21 protein-coding genes are annotated in these 25,596 nt (G+C 62.4%); 11 read left to right on the top strand and 10 right to left on the bottom strand.

Translation table 11 applies throughout. From position 1 onward, the window contains the following. Positions 1-88 precede the first annotated feature (88 nt). The 5 genes from AC3IQ7_RS04170 to bamE are packed head-to-tail and all read left to right on the top strand — an operon-like array spanning position 89 to position 3,522. Positions 89-1,525 (top strand): cytochrome P450, encoded by a 1,437-nt coding sequence (locus AC3IQ7_RS04170; RefSeq protein ID WP_489208431.1) that lies wholly within the window; start codon positions 89-91, stop codon positions 1,523-1,525. A 36-nt stretch (positions 1,526-1,561) separates the two neighbouring features. Continuing rightward, on the top strand, positions 1,562-2,023 hold the full coding sequence (locus AC3IQ7_RS04165; RefSeq protein WP_099378581.1) for a GNAT family N-acetyltransferase: 462 nt from the start codon (positions 1,562-1,564) through the stop codon (positions 2,021-2,023). Then, positions 2,020-2,379, top strand: a complete 360-nt coding sequence (locus tag AC3IQ7_RS04160) for a nucleotide pyrophosphohydrolase (RefSeq protein ID WP_489208430.1) — start codon at positions 2,020-2,022, stop codon at positions 2,377-2,379. Before AC3IQ7_RS04165 ends, AC3IQ7_RS04160 begins: the two co-directional genes overlap by 4 nt. A 49-nt stretch (positions 2,380-2,428) precedes the next feature. Beyond that, a complete protein-coding gene (locus tag AC3IQ7_RS04155; RefSeq protein ID WP_489208429.1) occupies positions 2,429-3,217 on the top strand; it encodes a hypothetical protein in 789 nt (262 codons plus the stop codon). Next, positions 3,214-3,522, top strand: a complete 309-nt coding sequence (gene bamE, locus AC3IQ7_RS04150) for an outer membrane protein assembly factor BamE domain-containing protein (protein WP_489208428.1) — start codon at positions 3,214-3,216, stop codon at positions 3,520-3,522. Before AC3IQ7_RS04155 ends, bamE begins: the two co-directional genes overlap by 4 nt. 34 nt (positions 3,523-3,556) lie before the next feature. Here the strand turns inward: bamE and AC3IQ7_RS04145 are convergent, their stop codons facing one another. The 3 genes from AC3IQ7_RS04145 to AC3IQ7_RS04135 all read right to left on the bottom strand — a co-directional run bounded on the left by AC3IQ7_RS04145 (position 3,557) and on the right by AC3IQ7_RS04135 (position 9,026). Then, a complete protein-coding gene (locus tag AC3IQ7_RS04145; RefSeq protein WP_099378577.1) occupies positions 3,557-5,212 on the bottom strand; it encodes a methyl-accepting chemotaxis protein in 1,656 nt (551 codons plus the stop codon). A gap of 569 nt (positions 5,213-5,781) precedes the next feature. Then, positions 5,782-7,944, bottom strand: a complete 2,163-nt coding sequence (locus tag AC3IQ7_RS04140) for a DEAD/DEAH box helicase (RefSeq protein ID WP_489208427.1) — start codon at positions 7,942-7,944, stop codon at positions 5,782-5,784. Positions 7,945-8,144: 200 nt separating this feature from the next. Further along, a complete protein-coding gene (locus AC3IQ7_RS04135; protein WP_489208426.1) occupies positions 8,145-9,026 on the bottom strand; it encodes an alpha/beta fold hydrolase in 882 nt (293 codons plus the stop codon). A gap of 135 nt (positions 9,027-9,161) precedes the next feature. Here AC3IQ7_RS04135 and AC3IQ7_RS04130 point away from each other — a divergent pair, with 135 nt between their 5' ends. Next, a complete protein-coding gene (locus AC3IQ7_RS04130) occupies positions 9,162-10,778 on the top strand; it encodes a M28 family peptidase (protein WP_489208425.1) in 1,617 nt (538 codons plus the stop codon). Between the two features lie 39 nt (positions 10,779-10,817). Here AC3IQ7_RS04130 and AC3IQ7_RS04125 read toward each other — a convergent pair whose 3' ends face one another. The 3 genes from AC3IQ7_RS04125 to AC3IQ7_RS04115 all read right to left on the bottom strand — a co-directional run bounded on the left by AC3IQ7_RS04125 (position 10,818) and on the right by AC3IQ7_RS04115 (position 15,122). Next, entirely contained in the window at positions 10,818-11,234 is a 417-nt protein-coding gene (locus AC3IQ7_RS04125; protein ID WP_474294468.1) for an SRPBCC family protein, read from the bottom strand. 140 nt (positions 11,235-11,374) lie between these two features. Continuing rightward, on the bottom strand, positions 11,375-12,073 hold the full coding sequence (locus tag AC3IQ7_RS04120) for a dienelactone hydrolase family protein (protein ID WP_489208424.1): 699 nt from the start codon (positions 12,071-12,073) through the stop codon (positions 11,375-11,377). A 91-nt stretch (positions 12,074-12,164) separates the two neighbouring features. Beyond that, positions 12,165-15,122: a DUF6701 domain-containing protein gene (locus tag AC3IQ7_RS04115; protein WP_489208423.1), complete on the bottom strand. Its 2,958-nt coding sequence runs from the start codon at positions 15,120-15,122 to the stop codon at positions 12,165-12,167. A gap of 115 nt (positions 15,123-15,237) precedes the next feature. Between AC3IQ7_RS04115 and AC3IQ7_RS04110 the strand changes: the two genes are divergently transcribed. After that, positions 15,238-16,242, top strand: coding sequence for a GlxA family transcriptional regulator (locus tag AC3IQ7_RS04110; protein WP_035824326.1), 1,005 nt, complete (start codon positions 15,238-15,240; stop codon positions 16,240-16,242). A 4-nt stretch (positions 16,243-16,246) separates the two neighbouring features. Here AC3IQ7_RS04110 and AC3IQ7_RS04105 read toward each other — a convergent pair whose 3' ends face one another. Both AC3IQ7_RS04105 and AC3IQ7_RS04100 read right to left on the bottom strand, forming a co-directional pair. Continuing rightward, on the bottom strand, positions 16,247-16,480 hold the full coding sequence (locus tag AC3IQ7_RS04105; RefSeq protein ID WP_034784311.1) for a hypothetical protein: 234 nt from the start codon (positions 16,478-16,480) through the stop codon (positions 16,247-16,249). A 117-nt stretch (positions 16,481-16,597) separates the two neighbouring features. Beyond that, on the bottom strand, positions 16,598-17,704 hold the full coding sequence (locus AC3IQ7_RS04100; protein WP_035824324.1) for an S-(hydroxymethyl)glutathione dehydrogenase/class III alcohol dehydrogenase: 1,107 nt from the start codon (positions 17,702-17,704) through the stop codon (positions 16,598-16,600). Positions 17,705-17,950: 246 nt separating this feature from the next. On the opposite strand from AC3IQ7_RS04100, the gene AC3IQ7_RS04095 reads away from it, so the two are divergent. From AC3IQ7_RS04095 to AC3IQ7_RS04085, 3 genes are all read left to right on the top strand, one after another. Then, positions 17,951-19,387, top strand: a complete 1,437-nt coding sequence (locus AC3IQ7_RS04095; RefSeq protein ID WP_489208422.1) for a PQQ-dependent sugar dehydrogenase — start codon at positions 17,951-17,953, stop codon at positions 19,385-19,387. A 117-nt stretch (positions 19,388-19,504) separates the two neighbouring features. Continuing rightward, complete coding sequence (locus AC3IQ7_RS04090; RefSeq protein WP_099378569.1) at positions 19,505-19,948, top strand: thioesterase family protein; 444 nt, start codon at positions 19,505-19,507, stop codon at positions 19,946-19,948. A gap of 41 nt (positions 19,949-19,989) precedes the next feature. Beyond that, positions 19,990-20,787 carry a substrate-binding periplasmic protein gene (locus AC3IQ7_RS04085; protein WP_489208421.1) on the top strand — a complete coding sequence of 266 codons (798 nt, stop codon included), beginning with the start codon at positions 19,990-19,992 and terminating at the stop codon, positions 20,785-20,787. A 55-nt stretch (positions 20,788-20,842) separates the two neighbouring features. Here AC3IQ7_RS04085 and AC3IQ7_RS04080 read toward each other — a convergent pair whose 3' ends face one another. Next, positions 20,843-21,346, bottom strand: a complete 504-nt coding sequence (locus AC3IQ7_RS04080) for a DUF3016 domain-containing protein (RefSeq protein WP_322426780.1) — start codon at positions 21,344-21,346, stop codon at positions 20,843-20,845. A gap of 436 nt (positions 21,347-21,782) precedes the next feature. Between AC3IQ7_RS04080 and AC3IQ7_RS04075 the strand changes: the two genes are divergently transcribed. Then, positions 21,783-23,288 (top strand): DUF3369 domain-containing protein, encoded by a 1,506-nt coding sequence (locus AC3IQ7_RS04075; protein WP_489208420.1) that lies wholly within the window; start codon positions 21,783-21,785, stop codon positions 23,286-23,288. 230 nt (positions 23,289-23,518) lie between these two features. On the opposite strand, the gene AC3IQ7_RS04070 is transcribed toward AC3IQ7_RS04075, so the two are convergent. Further along, positions 23,519-25,465 (bottom strand): GAF domain-containing sensor histidine kinase, encoded by a 1,947-nt coding sequence (locus tag AC3IQ7_RS04070; protein WP_489208419.1) that lies wholly within the window; start codon positions 25,463-25,465, stop codon positions 23,519-23,521. Positions 25,466-25,596 lie beyond the last annotated feature (131 nt).

Below are 25,596 nucleotides of genomic sequence, written 5' to 3'. Positions count from 1 at the left end.
GGCCGCACCCGATGTCGTATTCGTTCAAGACGCGGGCGCGCAAGCGCGCTACAGTGAGGTCATTGTCGCCATCCACCTGGAGTACGCCATGCCCCCGCTCGATCACGCCGCCGCACCCGCCACCGCCCTGCGCCAGATCCGCCACTTGCCTGGCCCCTTCGCCCTGCCCATCGTCGGCAACAGCCTGCAGATCAAGCTCCCGCGCATCCACCGCGACGTGGAAGCGTGGGTGCGGCGCTACGGCCCCTACCTGCGCGCCTGGTTCGGCCGCACGCTGGTGCTGGTGGTGGCCGACAGCGAGGCCGTCGGCGCCGTGCTGCGCGACCGGCCCGACGGTTTTCGCCGCCCCCTGAGCAGCTCCGTCGTGTCCGAGGAAATGGGCGGCATCCCCGGCCTGTTCCTGGCCGAGGGCACGGAATGGCGCAACCAGCGTCGCATGGTCATGGCCGGCATGGCGCCCGGCGCCATCAAGGCCTACTTCCCGGCGCTGGTGACGGTGGCGCAGCGCCTGCAGCGGCGCTGGCATCTTGCCGCCACGCAAGGCCAGGCGATCAACCTCGATGGCGACCTGAAACGCTACACGGTCGACATCATCGCCGGCCTGGCCTTCGGCACCGAGGTCAACACGCTGGAAGCGGGCGAAGACGTGATCCAGCGCCACATGGACGACATCCTGCCCGCCGTGGCGCGGCGCAGCCTGTCGATGTTCCCGTACTGGCGCTACCTCAAGCTGCCCGTCGACCGCCGGCTGGACCGCGACGTGGCGGCCCTTTCCGCCGCCGTGGCCGACCTGGTGCAGCAGGCGCGCACGCGCATGGCGCGCGACCCGGCGCGCCGCGAGCGTCCGCCCAACCTGCTCGAAGCGATGATCGCCGCCGCCGACCTGGAAGGCAGCGGCGTAACCGACCGCAACGTGGCCGGCAATGTGCTGACCATGCTGCTGGCCGGTGAAGATACGACGGCCAACACGGTGTCCTGGATCATTTACCTGCTGCAACGCCATCCGCACACCCTGGCGCGGGCGCGCGAGGAAGTGCGGCGCCTGGCGCCCGACGTGGCCCATTTCACCATCGAGCAGATGGATAGCCTCGACTACCTGGGCGCCTGCGCCAGCGAAGCCATGCGCTTGAAACCGGTGGCGCCGTTCCTGCCCGTCGAGGCGCTGCGCGACACGGTGATCGGCGATATCGCCGTACCGGCCGGCACCCTCGTATGGTGCGTGATGCGCCACGACACGGTATCCGATGCGCACTTTCCCGACGCGCAAGCGTTCCAGCCCGAACGCTGGCTGGCCGAAAGCGGCGAGGCGAACAACAAGCGAGCCGCCATGCCCTTCGGCGCCGGCCTGCGCACGTGCCCGGGCCGCTACCTGGCCTTGTTGGAAATCAAGATCGCCATGGCCATGCTGCTGGGCAGCTTCGACATCGCCGGAGTCGATACGCCTGATGGCGGCGAGGCGCAGGAGCTGATGGGTTTTGTCATGTCGCCCATCGGTTTGAGCATGCGCCTGACGCGGCCGCAGTGATACCATGGGGGGAATCTCAGTCAACGTGCTTCCCCCATGCAAATTCACCTGGAATCGCCGCAGCAAGCCGACGTGCAAACCCTGATCGCCGAGCTTGATGCATATCAACAAACCCTGTATCCGGCCGAGTGCGTCTACTCGCTGGACCTGGCGTCCTTGCCGCCTGACACCCTGCTGTTCGCCGTCGCCCGCGATGCGGCAGGCGCGGCGCGGGCCTGCGGCGCCATCGTCGTCACGCCCGCATTCGGCGAGGTCAAGCGCATGTACGTGCACCCGGACAGCCGCGGCCTGGGCCTGGCCAAGCGCCTGCTGGCCTTGCTGGAAGAGCAGGCGCTGGCGCGCGGCTGCCGCTTGCTGACCCTGGAGACGGGCATCCACCAGCCGGAGGCGATCGCCCTGTACGCACGCCACGGCTACCAGCGGCGCGGACCGTACGGCGACTATCCCGACGACCCATTCAGTGTCTTCATGGAAAAACCGCTGCAGGCGGCCGCATGAAACCGCCTGCCGACAGCCTGTTTGATATCCGTGTGCGCCTGCGCGCCTTTGCCGAAGAACGCGACTGGGACCAGTTCCACACGCCGAAAAACCTGGCGATGGCCCTGTCCGTGGAAGTGGCGGAACTGGTGGAGCACTACCAATGGCTACCCACGGGCGCGGATGCAGAACTCGACGATGCCAAACGCACGGGCATCCGCCACGAACTGGCCGACGTGCTGATGTATCTGGTGCGCCTGGCCGACAAGAGCGGCGTCGACCTGCACGCGGCCGTCCTGGAAAAGATGGAACTGAACGCACAGAAATACCCGGCGCAGCAGGTGCGCGGCGACGCGCGCAAATACAGCGAATACTGATGCCCCCAGCCGTGCGTGGCTGCCGCGCAAAAAGGCGTAGCATCAAGCCATGCGTACTCCTCTTTCCCTGCTGCTCGTTGGCTTGCTCCACGGCCCAGTTGCGCTGGCGCAAACCGCGCCCGTGCCGCAGGTGAAAGTGGACGCCACGCGCGACCCCGTCGACAAATCCTACCGAAAGATGCTGCAGGGCGTGGACCGCTTCGAGCGCGACCATGCGTTGGCGCCGCAGGCGGTGCTGCGCTTTCGTTTGCTGCCACGCCAGCCCGGCGTGGACATGACGGGCGTGCAGCTGCGCATCGCCGGCGACACGGTCAGCATCCCCTTGCCCTTGGCCGAGGACAACAGCTTTGCCCCCGTGCGCCATGCGCAGGCGGCGCGCGAAGACGCCGTGCTGATCGCCAACCGCAAAGCCACCACCATGAGCTGGCGCGCGCAAGTGATCACGCCCGGCTTGCCGCCCGGCACGCGGCGCCTGGGCGACTTGCGCCTGGAATGCCGCGCCGGCATGGATTCGGGCCTGATCTCGAACGACCCGCAAATCATCGCCTGGCTGTCCAGCATGCTCTACAGCACGGACAAGGTGTGTTCCGAGCCGGACGGCAATTATCTGTTCTTTACGGACCGCCCCCTGTTCGGCGTGACCCTCGTGCATGGCGAACGCAGGGTTTCGCTACCGTTCAACATGCTGTACGCGGGCGGCGAGCAAACGCCCGCCTCGCTGCCCTACTGCGATTGCCAGGTCTTGCTTGACCGCACGTATTACGCGCCCTTGTGGGACGCGAGCTGGCCCGACGATACTCTGCTGGAATTTAGCTATATGGACGAGGTGGCGCCATGAAGTGGCTCAGTGTCTTCGCGCTGGCGCTGCTGGCCGCCTGCTCCGGCACGCGCGCCTTGCAGGCAAGCAAGAACGTGCCTTACGCTACGCTGGTACAGACGGTCCAACCGGGCAGCAGCACGCGCGAACAGGTGCGCGCCGCGCTGGGCGACAGCACCGCCATCCGTTTCGACAGCGGCAATGAAGTGTGGATGTACAGCTACCCGGCAGCCTCGGGCGCGCAGGGAGAATATGTGATTCTGTTTGGCGGGGATGGGGTGGTGAAGAAGGTGCGCAGCGGGGAAGTGTACCGGGTACAGAAGTAGCTCCCGCCAGCGTTGCGCTGGCGGGATGATGGTCTTAGCGTGCCTTCAGCAAGGCGCGCGACGCCACGCCCGTACCCACGCTGCGGCCCACGCCGGCAACCTTGCGCTTGGGCGACGCCTTCAATTTGAAGATGCCGATCGACTGGGCCACGCTGTCGGTGCGCTGCGCCAGGTTGGTGGCGGCCGCGGCCGCCTGCTCCACCAGCGCCGCATTCTGCTGCGTGATGCCATCCATGTGGATGACGGCCTGGTTAACTTGGCCGATGCCCTGGTTCTGTTCGCGCGTGGTCGAGGAAATCTCGTCCATCACTTCCGTCACGCGGGCTACCGAGGCGATCACTTCCGCCATGGTGGCACCCGCATTGCTGGTCAGCACGCTGCCCGCGTTCACGGTGGCAATCGAATGGTCGATCAGGTTTTTCACCTCTTTCGCGGCCGTTGCCGAGCGCTGCGCCAGGCTGCGCACTTCGCCGGCCACGACGGCAAAGCCGCGGCCATGCTCGCCCGCGCGCGCCGCTTCCACGGCTGCGTTCAAGGCGAGGATATTCGTCTGGAAGGCGATGCCGTCGATGAGGCCGATAATGTCGAGAATCTTGCGCGACGAGCTGCTGATCTCATCCATCGTGGTGACCACTTCACTGACGATGGTGCCGCCCTTGGCCGCAACAGTGGACGCCTGCGCCGCCAGGTCATTGGCCGTGGCCACGTGGTCGGCGCTGTTTTGCACGGTCGACGTCAGTTCTTCCATGCTGGCCGCCGTCTGCTCCAGGCTGGACGCTTGCGATTCCGTGCGGCTGGACAGGTCCATGTTCCCCGTGGCAATCTCCGCCGTGGTGATGCGGATATCCTCGAAGTTGGCGCGCACATCGCCGATGATGCTGTGCAGATTGATATTGGTCTGGCGCAAGGCCGCCATCAATTGACCCATGTCATCGTCGCGCACCTTGTCGATGACGCCCGTCAAGTCGCCACCGGCCATCTTGCGCGCCATCGTGACGGCGTCGCCCAGCGGAGCGACGAGGGAATTGTGCAGATGGGCCCAGAAATACAACAGCAGCGCCACGGCGGCAGCAGCCGCGCCGCTGAGCCAGCTGCGCGTGGCCGTGCTCGTGTCACCGTCGATATTCCACACGGCGCAGCCGAGGATGGCCAGCACCACGCCAAAGACGATGCAATGCAGGGCCAGGTCTTGCGACAGAGTCAGCTTGCGCCACTCGGCCAGCTTGGCGGCCCAGCCCTGGCGCACGACGCGGCCATTGCGGATCGCCAGCTTGGCGGTATTTCCATCCTTAAAACTTTTATACAGGGCTGCCGCTTCGTTGATCTGCTCGCGCGTGGGCTTGGTGCGCACGGACATATAGCCGATCGGACGGCCGTTTTCGATGACGGGCGTGATATTGGCGAACACCCAATAAAAATCGCCATTCTTGCAGCGGTTCTTGACCATGCCGGTCCAGGGCATGCCCGTCTTGATCGTGTCCCACAGGTCGGCAAACGCTTCGGCCGGCATATCGGGATGGCGCAGGATATTCTGTGGTGCACCCAGCAGTTCCATTTCTGAAAAACCGCTGACTTCAATGAAATACTGATTGGCGTAATTGATGTTTCCCTGTAAATCCGTGGTGGAAACAATCGTCATGCCTTCATTTAATACGTATTCATTTTGCGTGATAGGCGTATTGACCCGCATCGTCGCTCCTCTATTTTTTTCAACTAGCATAACAAAAACATAAAAACAATATACCACATCAAGCACCCATGATATATCGCCCCGGCGACAGTGACGCCAGTCAAACAATTTAATAAAAGCCAATTTATTTATGTTTTAGAATTTACTTTGATTCAACTTGATTGATTTTATTGAAATGCAAAATTTAAATTGCGCGCACACACAATAATTAATAAAAAATTATGTATCGCTGCACCAGGCAATAAAGATGGCGTTTGCGCCGACAAAAATAGGTAAAGAAGCCGCGACCATTGCCAGCACATGACGAATCCTGCCGCCAACCATAACGCGGCAACCATGAACATTTCTTGAGGGAAAATAAAAACTGGCGCGAATGCGCCAGTGGGGGATGTGTCTCCAATCCGCGACACAGGCGCCGGAGCGCCCGTGGGGATGGATCCCTGTCAGTAACGACGCCTGACAAAACCGTAGCGAGCGGCAGTGATTTGTGGCCGAGAAGCGCAACCGTACTCTAGTACGGTGAGCATCGCCGGCCGCAAAGCGCGACGCGCAGTAGGTTTGGTCAGGTGTTACTTGTAGGTTTTGCGCGGTGGCGACTTCGGACGCGGTGGCGCAGGCTTGCGCTCCGTCGTGCCATCGTCCAGGCTGATGCGCAGTTTCTGACCAGAAACGACGACCGATTTCAGGTGGTCGAGGATTTCCGGCGGCATGCCTTCCGGCAGGTCCAGCACGCTGTAATTGTCAAAGATATCGATACGGCCGATATGCTTGGCTTCCAGGTTCGCTTCGTTGGCGATGGCGCCGACGATATTGCTTGGCGTTACGGCGTGCTCACGGCCCACTTCGATGCGGTACGCCGTCACGCCCGGGCGTGGACGTTCCTTCTTCGGCGCGCGCGGCGCTGCTGCTGCATCGCCCGCATCCGCTGGCGCATCCTTGAACGCTGGCGCGGACTTGGCGGCAAACGGCTTGCGCGGCGCGGCTGGCGGCGCCAGGTCCGGTGCATCGCCGTCACGGCTGATGCGCAGCTGCTGGCCCGCGACCCACACGGTTTTCAACTGGTCCAGCAATTCTTTCGGCATGCTGTCCGGCAAGTCCAGGACGCTGTAGTCGTCATAGATTTCGATGCGGCCGATGTTTTTCGAATCGATGCCCGCTTCGTTGGCGATGGCGCCCACGATATTGCCTGGTTTCACGCCATGCTGATGACCGACCTCAATGCGGAAAGTCTGCATGCCGGCGTCGGCTGGACGCTGGATGCGTTCCTTTTTCGGGAAGGCCGGGCGTTCGCCACGGTCGCTGCGCTCGTTACGGTCGAAGCGGTCGCCCCGTTCCGGACGGTCATTGCGTTCGAAACGATCCTGGCGCACAGGACGGTCGTCTTGCCACGTGGCTTGCTCGCGCGCCTTGTTCTTGTCCAGCAGCAGCGGCGTGTTGCCACGCGCCATCTTCGCCAGGGCGGCGGCAATTTCGATGGCGGGAATGTTTTGTTCGCGTTCGAAATCCTCGATCAGCGACTGGAACTGCTCCAGTTCGCCCAGGGCCAGGGTTTCGCTGATTTGTTCCTTGAACTTGGCGATACGCACGTCGTTGACGGCCTGGATCGTTGGCAGTTCCAGCATGCCGATCGGCTGACGGGTCGAACGTTCGATGGCTTTCAACAAGTTCTTTTCACGCGGGGTGATGAACAGGATCGCTTCGCCGCTGCGGCCGGCGCGGCCCGTGCGGCCGATACGGTGGGTATAGCTTTCCGGATCGTGCGGCACGTCGTAGTTGACGACGTGGCTGATGCGCTCGACGTCCAGGCCGCGGGCGGCCACGTCGGTTGCCACGAGAATGTCGATCTTGCCGTCTTTCAACTGCTGGATCGTGCGCTCGCGCTGGGCTTGCTGGATGTCGCCATTGATGGCGGCAGCCGAGAAGCCACGGGCTTGCAGCTTGCCGGCCAGCTCTTCCGTACCCAGCTTGGTGCGGGCGAAGATGATCATGCCGTCAAACGCTTCCGCTTCCAGGATGCGGGTCAGCGCGTCGAGCTTGTGCATGCCCGATACCAGCCAGTAGCGCTGGCGGATGTTGTCGGCCGTGCCCGTCTTGGCGGCAACCGTCACTTCGGCCGGGTTCACCAGGTAAGTGGTGGCGATGCGCTTGATGACGGAAGGCATGGTGGCCGAGAACAGGGCCGTTTGATGGCCTTCCGGGGTTTCTTTCAAGATACGTTCGACATCGTCGATAAAGCCCATGCGCAACATTTCATCGGCTTCGTCAAGCACCAGGGTTTTCAGCTTGGACAGGTCGAGCGAACCCTTGTCCAGGTGATCGATGACGCGGCCTGGGGTGCCGACGATGACGTGCACGCCGCGGCGCAGGGCCGACAGCTGCGGACCGTAGCTTTGGCCGCCGTAGATCGGCAGCACGTGGAAGCCGGGAATGTGGGCGGCGTACACCTGGAACGCTTCGGCGACCTGGATGGCCAGTTCGCGCGTCGGTGCCAGGACCAGGGCTTGGGGTGAGCTTTGTTTCAGATCAATGCGCGACAGGATCGGCAAGGCGAAGGCGGCGGTCTTACCCGTGCCTGTTTGCGCCTGGCCCAGCACGTCGCGGTTAGCGAGCAACAATGGAATCGTGGCCGCCTGGATAGGCGACGGTGTTTCGTAACCGACATCCTTGAGCGCGCGAATCAGCGGCTCGCTCAGGTTAAGGTCGGAAAATAAGGAAATTGGTGTATCAGACATGAAATCACTCACAAGTTCGCTCGAATCGCCCAATGCGAAAGAGTGTATCTGCTAGTTTACTCTTTACTGGACCTTACCGGGTGGAACGGGGCGGCAGAACGCCATTTTTTGCAGTCTAAAACGCAGAAAAATCGGCGATCCGCACGCAATTGGTGCAAAAACCAAGCAATATTATGTGTTTTGCAATGGATATGCCGGTTTTACAAGTGTGCCTCGATATTGCTTGCCGCATCGACCGAGTGGCGCAAAAATTCCAGCAAGTCCTCGTTCAGCCTGTCCTTGTGCGTCGTCGCCAGGCCGTGCGGCGCGCCCGCATACACGAGCAGCTTGCTGCCGATGATGAGCTCGGCAGTGCGCCGCGCCGAGGCGGCGATCGGCACGATCTGGTCATCGTCGCCATGGATCACCAGGGTCGGCACGTCGAATTTGGCCAGGTCAGCCGTGAAATCCGTCTCGGAAAATTGCTTGATGCACAAATACGATGCCGGCATGCCCGCCTGCATGCCTTGCCGCCAGAAACCATCGCGCACGCCCTGCGAGGGCTTCGCATCGGGCCGGTTGTAGCCATAGAAGGCCTCGCTCAGGTCGCGGAAGAATTGGCTGCGGTCAGCCTGCACGCCGGCGCGGATGGCGTCAAACGCGGACAACGGCAAGCCCAGCGGATTGTCCGGCGTCTGCAGCATCAATGGCGGCACGGCGCCCACGAGAACGGCGCCTGCCAGGCGCCCGGTGCCATGGCGGCCGATGTAGCGCGCCACTTCGCCGCCGCCCGTCGAGTGGCCGACGAGGGTGGCGCCCGTCAAGTCCAGCGCGGCGATCAGCGCGGCCAGGTCGTCGGCATAGGTATCCATGTCGTTGCCGCCGAACGGCTGGCTGGAGCGGCCATGGCCGCGCCGGTCGTGCGCGATGACACGGTAGCCGCGCGAGGCCAGATAAAACATCTGGTCTTCCCACGCGTCGGACGACAAGGGCCAGCCGTGGCTGAAGACGACGGGCGGGCCGCTGCCCCAGTCCTTGTAGTGGATCAATGTGCCGTCGGCGGTACGCAGGGTATTGCTCGATTGCAAGTCAGGGGGTGTCATGGAACGCTCCTTGTCGGTGGACCAGCGGCCATTGTGGCCGCAATCGGCTTGCAAGCGCCGCGCGCTACGCCAGGGCATTGCGGTAGAGTAAGATTGCCGCTGCTTTGCTTTCCCGTATTCACTTTTGGAGTTGTCATGCGTTTTCCCATCGTCCTCGCCGCCAGCCTGTTCAGCACGGCTACCTTCGCCCAACCGCTCGTTGCCGAGGCGCCCCTGCGCGCCCATCTGTCCTTCCTGGCCGACGATTTGCTGGAAGGACGCGGCACGGGCCAGCGCGGCGGCGACTTGGCCGTGCGCTACCTGGAAACACAGGCGGCCGTGGCCGGCTTGCAGCCCTTGCCGGACGGCACGTATCGCCAGGCGCTGACCATCGTCGGCAGCAAGGCCCTGCCATCGAGCACAGTGACCTTCAGCGCGGGCGGCAAGACCTTGTCTCCCGCCTTCGGCCAGGACATCGTCTTTGGCGCGGCGAATGGTCAGCAAACAGTGGCGTTCGACGCGCCCGTCGTGTTTGCCGGCTACGGCATACGCGCCCCGGAAGAGAACTGGGACGATTTCAAGGGTGCCGACTTAAAGGGGAAACTGGTCATCATGATGGTCAACGACCCGCAGCCGACCGCCGCCGAACCGAACCGCTTTGCCGGCAAGTCGCTGACCTGGTACGGGCGCTGGGTCTACAAGTACGAGGAAGCGCTGCGCCAGGGCGCGGCTGGCGTGCTGCTGATACACACGACGGCATCGGCGTCGTATCCGTGGTCAGTGCCGGCCAACGGTTTCGGCCATGAGCGCTTCAACCTGGCTGGCGCGGGCAATGCGATGGAAGGCTGGCTGCAGGAAGACATGGCACGCGCGTTGTTCCAGGCCGGCGGACAGGACCTGGACGCCTTGCGCGCGCAAGCGGAAACGCGCGCATTCCGCCCCGTGGCCCTGAACGCCACGGTCAAGGTGGCATTGAACAGCCAGATCCGCAGCATCGAGCAATTCAACGTGGCCGGCATCGTGCCGGGCACGGACCCGAAGCTGAAGGACGAAGCCGTGATCTACTCGGCCCACTGGGACCACCTGGGCAAGGATGACGAAGGCAGCCAACGCGCCGGACAAAGCGACCATATCTACAACGGCGCCATCGACAACGCTTCGGGCGCGGCGGCCCTGCTGGCCATGGCGCAAGTGGCCGTGAAACAACCGGCACGCCGCACGCAGATCTTCCTGTGGCCGGCCGGCGAAGAAACGGGCATGCTGGGCAGCACGGCCTATACGCGCAAGCCCCTGTGGCCACTGGCCAAGACGGCCGCCGACCTGAACCTCGACAGCATGAATTTTGTCGGCAAGACGCACGACATCGGCGTGGCCGGCGCCGAGCGCAGCAGCCTGTACGCGAGCGCCGCCAAGGTGGCCAAGCGCATGGGCCTGCGACTGGCGCCGACCATCCCCGACCTGTCCGGCGCGTTTTACCGGGCCGACCATTTTGCCTTCGCCAAGGCTGGCGTGCCCGCCTTCAACGTGGGCTCGGCCGTGTTTTCCGGCGATGGCTCGTTCGACTTCGTCCAGGAGCCGAAAGCGTCGGGCGAACGCCTGGTGGCGTTTAAAAAGGATTACCACCAGGTCACCGACGAGTACAACCCGTCGTGGGACTTGTCCGGCATGGTGCAGCAGGCGCAGTTCACCTTGAACCTCGGTTACGAAGTGGCGAACGACAAGAACTTGCCTACTTGGAACAAGGGCGAGGCGTTTGGCAAAGTAAAACGCTAGGCACCATGAAAAACACCGGCCTTGGCCGGTGTTTTTCATTCAAATCGCCATGATGCGTTTGAGGTCGACGAACGCCGTTTCATACAGGTGTTGAAATGCGCCGATCATGACTTCTTCCACGCCTTCGGCCGCGTCGAATTCGCTCGACCATTCCGCCACGCAAGAAGCGCCGCCCGGTTCGCCCGTGACGCGCAGGGTAGAACGGTAGTTCTTGACGGGGATCGGGCCCGAGACGATGGTGTAGCTGTAGCTCTTGTCCGCCTCGCTGTAGCTTTGCAGGCGTTCGGCGATGATGGCGCCGTCCGTGGTTTTCAGGCGGCGCACGCGGCCGCCGTGCTCGGACAGGCTGGTCTTGATGGAGCTCGACCATTCATTCAGCGACTGGAAGCCACCGATAAAATCCCACACGCGTTCGGCGCTTGCCGCCAATGTTACAGAAACAATTACTTGGGCCATCTTTAATTCGGTTCCTCATCCAGGTTTGCCGGGCGCCGCGCCCGGCCGGCCGGAGTTGCCCGGCACAGCCGCTATTTTAGCGCCCATGCGGCTTTGCTGCTGAGCAAACCATGGCAACTGGCCAGCCTGGCGAGGCAGTCTTACAGATTTTCCGCGAGGAAAATCAAGGAATTGCCATGCGCGTGGGCGGCGGCGCGCTGCTGGTAACTATCGCGGTGGGTGCAATTAAAACCGTGCTCGGCGCCCGGGTAGATATGGATTTCCACGTCTTGCCGGTCTTCGAAACGCTCGGCGATCTTTTGCACGGCTTCCGGCGGAATATGGCTGTCCTGGCCGCCGAAATGCATGAGCAGCGGCACCTTGATGTTGTCAGCCAGGTCCAGCTTGTTCTGGATGCCGCCGCCGTAATAGGCGATGGCGGCATCGACCAGGCCAGCCGCGGCCGTCTGGAACGACAGCCGGCCGCCGAAGCAGTAGCCGACGGAAGCCAGCTTGCCCGTCACTTCCGGGCGCGCGCGCAGGGCGGCGACGGTGGCCTTGATATCGATCAAGGCATGTTCGTTATCGGTAGCCTGCATCAGTTCGACGGCACGCTTCCAACCGTCCGCGTCATAGCCGAGCTCGATGTGCGCGCCGGCGCGCCAGAACAGGTCGGGCACCAGCACCACGTAGCCATCGGCCGCGTACTGGTCGGCCACGGCGCGGATGTGCTCGTTGACGCCGAAAATTTCCTGCAACAGGATGATAGCGGGGCCCTTGCCCACATGCGGCACGGCCAGGTAAGCCTGGAAGCTGCCGTCCGGGCCGGCGATATCGATCCACTGCGAAGTTGTGCTCATAGAAAACTCCAGTCTGAGGTTGGGGGAGGAAATGCCACAGCCAGGCATGTTACTGGTTTTTCGCGCTGCCTGCCCCCGCCCTTGGTTCAGGCTAATACATCTCGCGCAGGTAAATCACGGGACCCGACTTGAAGACGCCAAAGACGACGGTGCCCACGGTGCTGGGCAAGTACGCAATGCCGGGCACGGAAACATCGACGCTGCCGCTCTTGCCGACGCCGGGCGCCGCCAGGATCAGGCGTCTATTTGGCGGCAAGATGCCCTTGTCGACTGTATAAGTAACAATAGTGTTATTGGGTAATAAAAAGTCCTTGCATACCAGGGTTTTCTTGCAATTGGCAAACACCACCAGCGTGTTGTCGAACGCACTGATGCTGTCCAGCAGACTGGTGACCCAGGTCTTGCCATCCCAGTACTGCGTCTGCACCGCCAGACGCACGGGATAGCGCTCGGAACCGTAGTCATGCGGCACCATCAGGCGGCCCGTGAGCACGGTCAGCTGCGCTTCCTTGCCATCGGCCGGCGCCGAGCTCACATTACCGGCCGCCGGGTAGGCATACGTCGCGCGCAGCAGCAGCCCCGTCGGCGATGCCAGTGCCTTTGGCTCTTTGGGCACGGCATAGGCGGAGGGGAAACTGTAGGCGATGGAGCGCGTGGCAACGCCATTGCTGAAACTGGTGACGGGTACGCCCGTCACGGCCGCAGGTGCTTTTGCCCCATCCGTCAGCGTGCTGCCCGATGGCGCCGTGGGCGGATAGCTGTTCTTCTCCGTGGCCGCGTCATACGGGACCAGCGTCACTTGCGTTTTGTTGATGACGTCATTCCTGGCGTCAAAATTCTTGGTGTCCACGCCACCCGAGGTCTGGGCGCGGATGGTCAGATCGAAAGGCTGGCGCGAATACACGGCACGGTCGCCGGCACACACGAACGGCGCGCTGCATGGGAAAGGAAACTCCGTCTTCGCCCCCCCCGGGAGGTCCACTTTCTTGACCACCAGTTCCGTCACAAAGTGGTGCGGATAGAAGAGCACGGCATCGCTCGTCCCCGGCGACGTCAGGCCGCTGCCCAGATAACCGTTTTCGTCTTGCAGCGCGGCCGTGAAATTGATCTTGCCCACTTCGGGCCAGACCAGCGGCGGCGCCGCGATGACGCCCCCTTTTTTCACGAAATCGAGATCGCCGCCGACTTCTGGATTGCTTACGCCTGTGTAGACCGGCGCCAGCAGATTACGGCCGAGCACGACTTTTTGCACCGCGACACCGCTTTCGTTGCCAAAGTTTTTCGTCACGGCACCGAGCGCGTTGACGGCCGATAACGTGATGGGCGTCCCCGCCACGAGGGGCGCTGCCGCCAGGCCAGCGCGCTGCGTCGGCGCCAGCTTCGTCAACAGGAATTGCTGCGGCGCCACGATGACCGTGCCGCTGCCGCTCATGTCCAAACCTTTGTCGCTGCCGCTGTCGGGCTTGTAAGAGGCCGTCAGGAGCAGCGCTCCCGCATCGGCATACAGCATGTTGGGCTTGGCCACGCCATCGGCGCCGAACGTCACCGTCACCTTGGTGCTCGACCCGCTGCAGCTGCTCTGGTCGCTGGCCGCCAGGGCAACATAGTTATTTTTGGCGCTGTCAAAGATGCGCGCAGGCAATGTACCCGCATTCGGATTGCTGTACGCGCAAGTCAGGTTCAAATCCTTGCTCTGGCCGGCGAACATGGGCACGCAAACGTCCCTATTGCCGGACGAGGTCTGCAAGGCGCTGATTTCCAGTGCGCCCGCCTCTTCCGCGTAGCGCGGAGCGCCGCTCACCTGGAAGCCGCTGGAGAGAAAGCTGATCTGGCAATTGCTCGTGCTGCCGCCGCTCTTGCACACCAGCGCCCCCGTCGTGGCGGGCGTGCTGACCAGGCCGAGGGTGGCGATGCCCACCGTAGTCTGGCGCACCGTGACATTGGGGTTGATGCCGCTGGTATCGATCTGCGTCGGCACGCCGCCCGGGCTGACGGTGACGCTGGGGCTGGGGCTTCCCTTGTAGACCGCGCTGCAGCTGGCATCGGCGCAGGCAGTCACCGTCACCGTGGGCACCTGGCAAGTAAGCGCCGTCAGCGGGTGCTCGATCTGGAAATGGTGCAGTCCGCTAGGCGTACTTGGCCCGCACTTCGGCCCCATCGGTTCATTGAAGGCCCAGCCGCTGTTGTTCGTCACGCAGCTGCACGGGTTCGATGGCGTATACGCCTTGCAGGTGATGGTTTGCTGCACCCGGCCCTGCCAGCCCAGGGTGATGTGGTCGACCTTGGCGTTGCCCGTGATATAGGCGTTGGACGAGTCGAGCGTCACCTCGCCGGCGTCCACATTGCCCTTGATGCCATTGCCGGAGGCGATCGACAGGGAATTGCTGGCGTCCACGTCCCCCGTGACGAGCAGGCCGGACGCCTTCAGGTCGATCGTCGGCGATTTCAGGTTGCCCGTCACCTGGCTGCCGGAACCGATGGTCAGCGATACGCTGGCCGTGATATCGCCCTGGATGCGGGTACTGGCGGGCAGGATATTGACGATGGTGCCGCTGATCGGCCCGTTGATGACGGAACCGGAGGCGATTTCCACGGGGCCCTTGGCGCTGATCTTGCCCGTCACCTTGACGTTGTTCGAGCCCATCTTGATGGTCGTGGCGGAAATATTTGCCGTGATGGTCTGTTCCTGAGAACCCATGAGGAAAGTGCCGCCCTCCGCTGTCAGGTTGCCGCCCGTGACTTTCAGGTTCGGCGGATTGATGTCCTTGATATCGAGATTGCCCTTGACCGTCAGCGTGGCATTGCCGCTCATCGTCAATCCCTGGTTGTAGCTCATCGCCAGCGAACTGTTGACCGTCACGGCATACGCGCTGCCGATGACGATGACGTCGGTGGATCCCAGCGCCAGCGAGGTGCACGTGTATTGCAAGCCATCCTGGCTCTGGCTGCAGTTGCTGACGGTGCCGCCATTGAAGTTGAGCGTGGCCGCGTGGGCAAGGGATGGGCCCAGCAGCAATGTCAGGGCGGCAAAAATGTGAAGTAAGCGCACGATATCGAGGAATCCGGTGGGTGGGGAGCCAGCGGGCGCGCCAATTATTTCATGCTAACCTACGCCATCGCTGTTGTTGCATTATGGCAGTATTTATCCCCCTCGCGCATATCGCATGATCAAGCAAAGCCCCAAAGAATTCCCCCTGCGCACCGTCGACATCATCGTCTATCCCGGCTTCAAGGCGCTCGAAGCCATCGGCGCCATGAAAGTGTTTGACTACGCCAATACCCATTTGCGCCTGCGCAATCTGCCCGGCGGCTACGACGTGCGCATCGTGTCGACAGCCATCGGCCCGGTCGAGTCGGACACCCTGATGTCGCTGCACGCCAGCAAGGCGCTCGATGCCAGCCGCCTGCCCGACTTGGCCGTCATCGTCGGCTGCCACCACGTCGAGCAAGTCTTGCAAGACATTCCCGCCCTCGCCGCCTGGGTGGCCGAGGCGGCGCCGCGCATCGACACCCTGGCGGCCCTGTGCACGGGCTGCTTCTTCCTGGCCGAGGCCGGCGTGCTCGACGGCAAAAGCGCCGCCACGCACTGGAGCGCCGTGGACAGCCTGCGCCAGCGCTATCCATTGATACAGGTCAATGCCGATGCGATTTTCGTGCGGGAAGGGAAATTCTGGACGTCGGCCGGCGTGACCGCCGGCATTGACCTGGCGCTGGCCCTGGTGGAAGACGATTTCAGCCGCGATATCGCCCTGGAAGTGGCGCGCGACCTGGTCGTGTATCTGAAGCGGCCCGGCGGCCAGTCGCAGTTTTCCGTGCACCTGTCGAGCCAGATGACGACGCATCCCACCATCCGCCAGTTACAGGGCTGGATCATGGAACACCTGGCCGAAGAGCTTACTGTGCCGCTGCTGGCGGCCAGGCTGGCCATGAGCGAGCGCAATTTTACGCGCGTGTTCCAGCGCGAAACGGGCACCAGCCCCACGGAATTCATCGACACGGCCCGCTTCGAAGTGGCGCGCCGCTTGCTGGAAGACAATGTGTCTTCCTTAAAACAGGTGGCCGTGCAAGCGGGCTTGCATAGCGAGGAAAGGCTGCGCCGCCTGTTTCAAAAGAAACTTGCCATCACGCCCCGCGATTACCGCGAGCGCTTTTCCAGCACGGCGCGCTAAGACGTCAGCGCGGCTTGCCGTGACGCACGTGGCGCGTGGCCAGCTGGCGGCTCTGCCGGGCCAGCGGTGTAAACAAGAGTGCGCACAGCAGATACGTGGCCAGCAGCGCCAGCCAGATGGCGGGCGTGGCGAGGCTGGCGGCATTGCTCCACCACAAGGCCAGCAGGGAAGACAGGGCAGCGCCGAGGAAGACGGGCAGCATGCGGCGCAAGGTGGCGAGGTAGGCAGTGGCAAACATGAACGGCTCCCAAAGCAAGGCGGTGATATCTTCACACTAGCAGGGGCAGGCAGCGAAGTACAGCGTGCCGCCCTGCCCCGTCCGTCAAGTGTTGCGCAATGAGTACATCCGTTAAGATTAGTACAACACGACGGAACGGATCGACTCGCCGCTCTTCATCAGGTCGAAGCCTTCGTTGATGCGTTCGAGCGGCAGGCGATGCGTGATCAGGTCGTCAATATTGAGCTTGCCTTCCATGTACCAGTCGACGATCTTCGGCACGTCCGTGCGACCGCGCGCGCCGCCGAAGGCCGAACCGCGCCATTCGCGTCCCGTCACCAGCTGGAATGGACGTGTGGAAATTTCCTGGCCAGCCGCTGCCACGCCGATGATGAACGATTTGCCCCAGCCCTTGTGCGTGCACTCGAGCGCCTGGCGCATCAGGGTCGTATTGCCCACGCATTCGAAACTGTAGTCGGCACCGCCATCCGTCAGTTGCACGATGGCATCGACGACGTTTTCCACTTCGTTCGGATTAATAAAATGCGTCATGCCGAACTTGCGCGCGATAGCCTGGCGCGCCGGGTTGATGTCGATGCCGATGATTTTATCGGCGCCGACCATTTTGGCAGCCTGAATCACGTTCAGGCCGATGCCGCCCAGACCGAAAACGGCCACGTTGGCGCCCGCCTCGACCTTGGCCGAGAACAGGACGGCGCCCACGCCCGTCGTCACGCCGCAGCCGATGTAGCAGACCTTGTCGAAGGGCGCATCTTCGCGGATCTTGGCCAGGGCGATTTCCGGCACGACGATGTAATTCGAAAAGGTCGACGTGCCCATGTAATGGAACAGCGGCTGGCCATTCAGCGAAAAGCGGCTGGTGGCGTCCGGCATCAGGCCGCGGCCCTGCGTGGAACGGATGGCCTGGCACAGATTCGTCTTTTGCGACAGACAGAACTTGCACTGGCGGCATTCCGGCGTGTACAACGGGATGACGTGGTCGTCCTTTTTCAGGGTCGTCACGCCCGGGCCCACGTCGACGACGACGCCGGCGCCTTCATGGCCGAGAATGGCAGGGAAGATGCCTTCCGGATCGGCGCCGGACAGGGTGTAGTAATCGGTATGGCAAATCCCCGTGGCTTTCAGCTCGACCAGCACTTCGCCGGCGCGCGGGCCGGCCAGGTCGACTTCTTCGATGGTCAACGGGGCGCCCGCTTTCCAGGCAATCGCGGCTTTGGTTTTCATGTGTGTCATTCCTGCTCGGTTTCAGATGCGCCATTATCGGGCGGCAACGGACGTGACGGTGCGACTGGCCCTGCGCTTGTCTGAAAACGCGGCGCATTTGTCCGATGCCGCCGTACCGTGCAGCAGCGCACGGAAGCGTGACCCATGCGAGGCGTACGCTTGCGCAAGCTCAATCGTGCCGACGCCAAAAACGCGCATTCTTGCAGCAAACCTAGCGCCATACCGAGCAGCCAGCAGGAGACTGACATGCGCCACTTCCTATCCCGGCTTTCCCCTATCTGGCCAGCCCTGCTGCTGGCGTGCTGCCTGAGCCTGCTGGCATCGTGTGGCGGGGGCGGCGGTCACCATCCGCCTGCTGCCGGCACCGGCAGCCTGACAGTCACCATCGGCGGCTTGCCGGCCGGCGTGGCGGGCGCCGTCACGGTGAGGGGGCCTGCGGCGTACAGCAAGACGCTGACGGCGAGCACCACCTTGACAGACCTGGCGCCCGGCGCCTACACGCTCAGCGCCGCCAGCGTGGCACAAGGCACGCCCACGCCCGTCACGCAGCAGGTGCAAGTCAATGCGGGGGCGACGGCCAGCGCCAGCGTCACCTATGCGGCCAGCGCGCCGCTGGCCCTCTCCCTGCAAGAGGTGGCCAGCGGCTTGAACGCCCCCATCTTCCTCACGGCGCCGCCCGGCGACAGCCGTTTGTTCATCATTGAACGGGCCGGCCGCATCCGCGTGGTGCAGAACGGCAACCTGCTGGCCACGCCCTTCCTCGACATCAGTACGCTCACCACCACCAGCGGCGAGCGGGGCTTGCTGTCGCTGGCCTTCCATCCGCAATACGCCAGCAACGGCTATTTCTTCCTGTATTACACAAACCTGGCCGGCGATATCGTCATCGAGCGGCGGCAAGTGTCGGCCGGCAACGCCAACGTGGCCGATCCCCTGTCCGCGCTGAACATCATCACGATTCCCCATCCCACGTTCAACAACCACTATGGCGGCTTGCTCAGCTTTGGCCCGGACGGCTATCTGTACGCGGGCACGGGCGACGGCGGCAGCGGGGGCGATCCGCCCGGCAACGCGCAAAACACCAACGTCCTGCTGGGCAAACTGCTGCGCCTGGACGTCAACGCCAGCACGGTGGCCCAGCCGTACGCCATTCCACCCGGCAACCCCTTTGCCACGGCGGGCGGGCGCCCTGAAATCTGGGCCTACGGCTTGCGCAATCCGTGGCGCTACGCCTTCGACGTGCCGGCCCAGCTGCTGTATATCGCCGACGTGGGCCAGGCCAACTGGGAAGAAGTCGACGTGCGGCCCGTGGGCCAGGCGGGCAACAACTATGGCTGGAACATCATGGAAGGCACGCACTGCTACAACAGCGCCAGTTGCAACCAGGCGGGGCTGGTCCTGCCCGCCATCGAATACGGCCACGATGCAGCCGGCGGCTGCTCGATCACGGGCGGCTATGTCTACCGGGGCGCGGCCCTGCCGGAACTGGCGGGGCACTACCTGTATTCCGACTACTGCAGCGGCTGGCTGAAAAGTTTCAGCTACAGCAATGGGATGGCCTCGGCCTTAACGGACTGGGGCATCACGAACGTGGGCAACATCCTGTCGTTTGGCCAGGATGCGCAAAACGAGCTGTACATGCTGAGCGGCACGGGCAAGGTGTACAGGATAGTACGCAGGTAAGCGTACGCAAGCAGTCATGGCGGCGCACGCCTGGGGCGGCATTTTTCGACGGGGCGCGGGGAACCGGCTAGAATTGATATTTCCGCCGCGCCCTGCGCCCCAGCCCAAGAGAACACCATGGCCCGTTTGAAACTTGAATTTCCCGAAGACCAGTACTGCTATTCCTCGCAACTGACGGTACGCACGACGGACATCAACGCCGGCAACCATCTCGGCAATGATTCCATGATTTCCATGATTTCCGAAGCCCGCGCCCGCTTCCTGTTCGAATATGGCGTGCGCGACATCGAAGCGGACGGCACCGGCATCATCGTCACCGACCTGGCCACCACCTACCGCGCCGAAGCCCATGCGCGCGACCAGTTGCTGTTCGAAGTGGGTGTCATGGATTTCAACAAGTATGGCGGCGACATCACCTTCCGCATCACCCGCCCGCGCGACAGCACCCTGATCGCCATGGCCAAGTCCGGCTTTGTCTTCTTCAACTACAAGCGCAGCCAGGTCGTGCCCATGCCGGAAGATTTCGGCAGCAAGTTTCCGCAGGTGAACTGGATCGACTGAGGCGCGGTACATTCCGGCCATCATCCTGTATGCTTGTCAGGATGATATGCAAAATTGACCTGCGCCGCGCCGGCGCCTGCCTGCTGGCCGCCTGCGCGATGGCGTCACCCGGCATCGGCCATGCCGCGCCGCAAACCGTCATCCTGTACGGCGACGACGACTATGCACCGTACAGCTACGTGGAAAACGGCGTCTTCAAGGGCATGTATATCGATATCCTGCGCCAGGCGGCCAGCGCGATGCCCGATTACCGCCTGGAACTACAGCCGCGCCCCTGGAAGCGGGGCCTCGATGCGCTGGAAAAGGGCCAGGTTTTCGGCCTGTTTCCACCCGGACGCAAGACGGAAAGGCCGTACGTGCAACCGTATTCGGCCATGCTGTACCGCGAATCGGTGGTGCTGTTTTGCCATGAGGCCGTCATACGCACGCCGCGCACGCGGTTTCCCGCCGACTTTGCAGGCCTGACCATCGGCGTCAACACGGGTTTTCTGCTCTCGGAAAAATTGATGGTGCCGGCCCGCGAAGGACTGCTGCGCCTGGAAGCGGCCAAGGGCAATGAAGCCAATCTGAAAAAACTGGCCTTGCGGCGCATCGATTGCTACGCCAGCGACCGCGGCGCGGCACGCCACACGGCGCGCCAGCTGGGCGGCGAACTGGCCAGTTACGGCTTTCAATTGCACGAAGTGCTGGAACTGTCGTCCGAAGCCACCTATATCGCCTACAGCGCGCGCAACACGCCGGCCTACAAGGCTGATTTCGTCGCGCAAATGAATGCCGCCCTGCTGGCCCTGCGGCAGAGCGGCCAGCTGGCGCGCATCGAACAGGCTTACTTGCGTTGACTACTTGCGTTGACTATTGACGTTAATTAGCCCGGCACTGCGCCCGGCGGCAAGATCATTTGCGTACCGGACGCTTCACTTGCGTGCCAAACGTGTCCGAGAACCAGTCATCGATCATCTTCTTCTCGTAGCGCAGCTTGTCGCCGCTCGCATAGCGATTGATGCGCGTCAGATAGGACATATCGGACAGGGCCGCATCCGCACTGCCGATGACCTTGCCATCCTGCTCCAGCACATAATGCAAGCGCATGTGCGGCCAATCGGCCTGACCGGTCATCACGCGGAAATCCTGCGTGGAGCGCATGGAGGGATTTTCACGGCCAGCCATGTCCAGATCCGTCACATCGATCTTCAGGGTCAGGCCAGGCTTGAGCGACTCTCCCAGTTTCTCGAAATGCGCCGTCAAGTCCTTGAGCACTTTGTCACGCTCCGTCTGATCGAAAGACACGTCCGAAAATTGTTCCGGCTTGGTGAAATGAACTTCCGTGCCCGCCCAGGCGGCAGTGCTCGCCAGCAAGGCAAGACCAGCAATGAAGGTACGCGTCGTTTTCGTTTTCATGATGAGTCCTTTCAAGAATGTGGATGGCACTCCGGCCACTTTTTACGTCTTACTATAGCGCGATGAGTTTCATTCTAAAGGGAAACTAATACATTGTTACTTTTCTTGCACCGCGTAACGAACAGGGCTCAGGCCACAGACTTTTTTTACAGATTCATTGGCAATATTAATTAAAACAAAGTATTGTCTTGAAAATATAGTTGCCTAAGCGATAAAGTATAGATAGTGTCGCCAGCGTGGATTTAAAGTGCTTTTTTGATATGCATGTTGCATGAATTTAGTCAATTATTCTTGCTTGTTGTTAATACTTGGCTGTCAGTCTACAATCGATAAAATGCGCCCGAAAAACGCGCAACGCCAGTAGTGGCGCGCAGGCAAGCCTGGCGCGGGCGTCTCAGCATTGCGTCAGTTATGCCTTTTAGCGGAACTCGCCCTTATGTCATTTTTGTCTTCAGCCTCGCCCAAGTTACCTCCCTGGAAAGTCCTGCTCGTCGACGATGAACCCGACATCCACGACATCACCAAACTGACGCTGAGCCGTTTTCGCCTCGAGGGCCGCGCCCTGAGTTTCGTGCATGCCTACAGCGGCGCCGAGGCCAAGCAGGTGCTGGCGCGCGAAGAAGACATCGCGCTGGTGTTTCTCGACGTGGTGATGGAGCGCGAAGACAGCGGCCTGGAAGTGGCACGCTGGATGCGCGAAGACCTGGGTAACCAGTTTACGCGCATCGTGCTGCGCACGGGACAGCCGGGACAGGCGCCGGAAGAGCGGGTGATCGTCAACTACGACATCAACGACTACAAGGAAAAGACGGAACTGGACCGCACCAAGCTGTTCACCACCACCTTTGCCGCCCTGCGCGCCTACCGCGACATCATGAAGGTGGAAGAGGCACGCCAGGCCCAGCTCCATTACCGCGAGGGACTGGAAAGAGTCATCGCCGCCTCGGCGCACATTTTCAAGCAGCGCAACCTGCGCGACTTCGCCAGCGGCCTGCTGCAGCAAGTCGTCGCCCTGCTGCGCCTGGAAACGAGCATGTTGCTGCGCCTGCGCGGCGCCAGCGCCATCTCGGGCGAACAGGATTATGAAATCCTCGCGCAGATCGGCGACACGGACGACGGCATCCTCAGCCCTTCCCTGCTGTCGCAACTGGACGACGCCAAGAGCAACAAGATCTCGCGCCTGCACGGCGACACCTATGTCGGCTATTTCCCGAACAGCAGCGGCAAGGCCTCGCTGCTGGTCTTGAAAGGCGTGGAAGAAATTTCCGACCTCGATGCGCAGTTGCTGGAAGTATTCTGTTCCGGCGTGGCCATCGCCTTCGACAATATCCTGCTGACGCAGGAAATCACCGATACCCAGGCCGAGCTGATCCTGCGCCTGGGCGACGTGGTCGAATCGCGCTCGCACGAAGGCGGCAACCACGTGCGCCGCATGGCCGAAGTGTGCCAGCTGCTGGCGCAGGCGTCCGGCATGTCGGAAGAGGAAACCATGGTGCTGCGCCACGCGGCGCCCATGCATGACATCGGCAAGATTTCCACGCCCGACGCCGTGCTGCTGAAACCGGGCAAGCTCGATGCGGCCGAATGGGAAATCATGAAACAGCATCCGACGGTGGGCATGTCCATCCTCGACGGTTCGCAGCGCCCGCTCTTGAAGGCGGCTGCCGTGATTGCCCACCAGCACCATGAAAAATACGACGGCAGCGGCTACCCGCAAGGCCTGGTCGGCGAAAACATCCACAAATACGCACGCATCGCCGCCGTGGCCGACGTGTTCGACGCCCTCATGCACAAGCGCTGCTACAAGGATGCCTGGCCCCTGGAGCGCGTGGTCAGCTACCTGCGCGAAGTGAGCGGCAGCCACCTCGACCCGCAGTATGTGGAGTTGCTGATTGCGAATCTGGATGAAGCGCTGGCGTTGAACAAGCGCTTCCCCGATTAGCCAACATACGTCGCTGAGCGATACGCACACCGGCAAAACACGCTTCGGCCCAAGCCCCCAACATGGGCGTTCCGGGCCAAGCGGGCCTGAAAAATGTCGAGGGCAAGGCGCAGCGACGCAGACAGTACGCATGTACGGCAAGGAGCTGCAACGCCGCCATCGGCATTTTCTCAGGCTCGCGTCTCCGGCCCGCCATTTTTGGCCGCCTGCGTCGGACTACGGCCTGCGGCCTAATCCGACCTACGTGGCTCCAGAGGGAAGCGTATCTTGTAATGCAACCCCATCCCCGCCGCACTAACCACCTTCACCGTCCCTCCCAGCGGTCCCGTCACCAGGTTGTACAGGATATGCGCACCCAGACCGCTGCCGCCGGAACCGCGCTTGGTCGTGAAGAAGGGGTCAAACAGCTGGCCCAGGGTGGCGCTGTCCATGCCCATGCCGTCGTCGCTGTAGTCGAGTTCCAGCATCTCGCCGGCCATCCTGGCTGAAATCTTGATCTTGCCCGGCTCGCCTTCGGCAAAGCCGTGCACCAGTGAATTGACCACCATGTTTGTGACGATCTGCGAGACGGCGCCCGGATAGCTGCGCAGCTGCACCTCGGGCGCGCAGTCGATCTCCACCTTGACCGGCTTGCCCTTCAGCTTGGGCTGCAAGGACAACAGGATTTCATCGAGGTATTTGCGCAAGTTAAAACTGCGCAATTCGTCCGAAGACTGGTCCACGGCCACCTGCTTGAAGCTGCGCACCAGCGCCGCGGCGCGCTGCGTATTCGTCGTCATGATGCGCAGGGTCTGGTCGATGATGTCGAAGAATTGCCGCAAGCCGTCCTCATCGAGCTGGCCGCCCTCCAGGTCTTCGCGCGTGAGTTTCAATTCCTGCACCAGATGGCTGGTGGCCGTCACGCAAATGCCCAGCGGCGTATTGATTTCATGCGCCACGCCCGCCACCAGGCGCCCCAGGGACGCCAGTTTTTCCTGGCGCACCAGTTCCGACTGCGCTTCCTGCAAGGCGCTCAGGGCGCTGTTCAGGGCCGCGTTCTGCTCTTCCAGCGCTTCCTTGGCCTGGCGCATGGCGCTGTCGGCCTGGATGCGGGCCATCGCCACGGCCACGTGGCTGGCCATGAAGGCCAGCACGTCCAGTTCCGCCTGGCCATACACGACAGATTCGTCGTAGCTTTGCACGATGATCACGCCATATTTCCGCTCGCCCAGCAGCATGGGTGCGCCCATCCAGCTGGCGATGCTGGTATTGCCCAGCGGCTCGTCCATCTCGCCGCTGGCCACCAGCGCCGCATAGCTGCCGGCATCGAGCAAGCAAGCCTGGCGCCGCGCCAGCACATACGAACTCATGCCGATGCCGTAATGAAAGCGTTTTACGGGCGCCTGCGCATCCTTCTCGTCGACAAAATACGGGATCGTGATGTCCTTGTTGTCCGGGTGGTACAGGGCGATGAGGAAATTCTTTGCCGTCACCAGCTCGCTGATGATGGCGTGCAGGCGCGCGTACAAGGTCGTCGCATCGGCTGCCTGCGCCGACAGGTTGGCGATTTCATACAGCGCATGCTGCAGGTTTTCCGCGCGGCGCCGCTCGGCCACCTCGTGCGCCAGCAGGGCCGTGCGCTCCTGCACCGCCTTTTCCAGGCGGTCCATGCTTTGCATGCCTTGCAGCGCGCTCGATACATGCGTGGCGATCAGCGCGAATAGGGCCTGGTCTTCCAGGCTGAAGCGGTGCTGCGCGTCATAGCTCTGGATGACGATGGCGCCCAGCACCTGGTGCTGCTGGTCCAGCAGCGGGCAGCCGATCCAGTGCTCGGCCGCCGTGCCGCCGCCCCAGGCGCCGCCGCCGATGGCGCGCATGGCGTCGTCGTCGGCCGTCATCACCAGCTGCTTGCGGTTGACGATGACCCACGCCGTGGGCGACTGCGCGGCGCTGGCCAGGCGCACGCCCTCGTCCGGATCGGGCGCGGCGTCGAATTCATCGACAAAGTAGGGAAAGCGCACGAGGCCATCGTCGTGGTCGCTGAGCGCCACGTAAAAATTGGCGGCATACATGATGCGTCCCAGCGCCGCATGCACCGCCTGCAGGAATTCGCTGATATCGCTGCAGGTGCTCGAGCGTTGCCCGATTTCCAGCAACACGGTTTGAACGGCTTCCAGGCGGCTGAGACGGCTTTCCATGGGTGACTATGTACCTTGTGCAAGTATATGTTCTGAAAATCAATATTATCAGTTCAGCCCAGCCTTGGCACGGCATAAAACGCAGAATCTTGCCTTGAGGCAGAGCAACACACGCCACGCGCGCATTTGCC

This window comes from Janthinobacterium sp. GL_088 (assembly GCF_057837845.1).
Note: the sequence above shows the minus strand (reverse complement) of the source record. Positions and strands in the feature narration are given on the sequence as shown.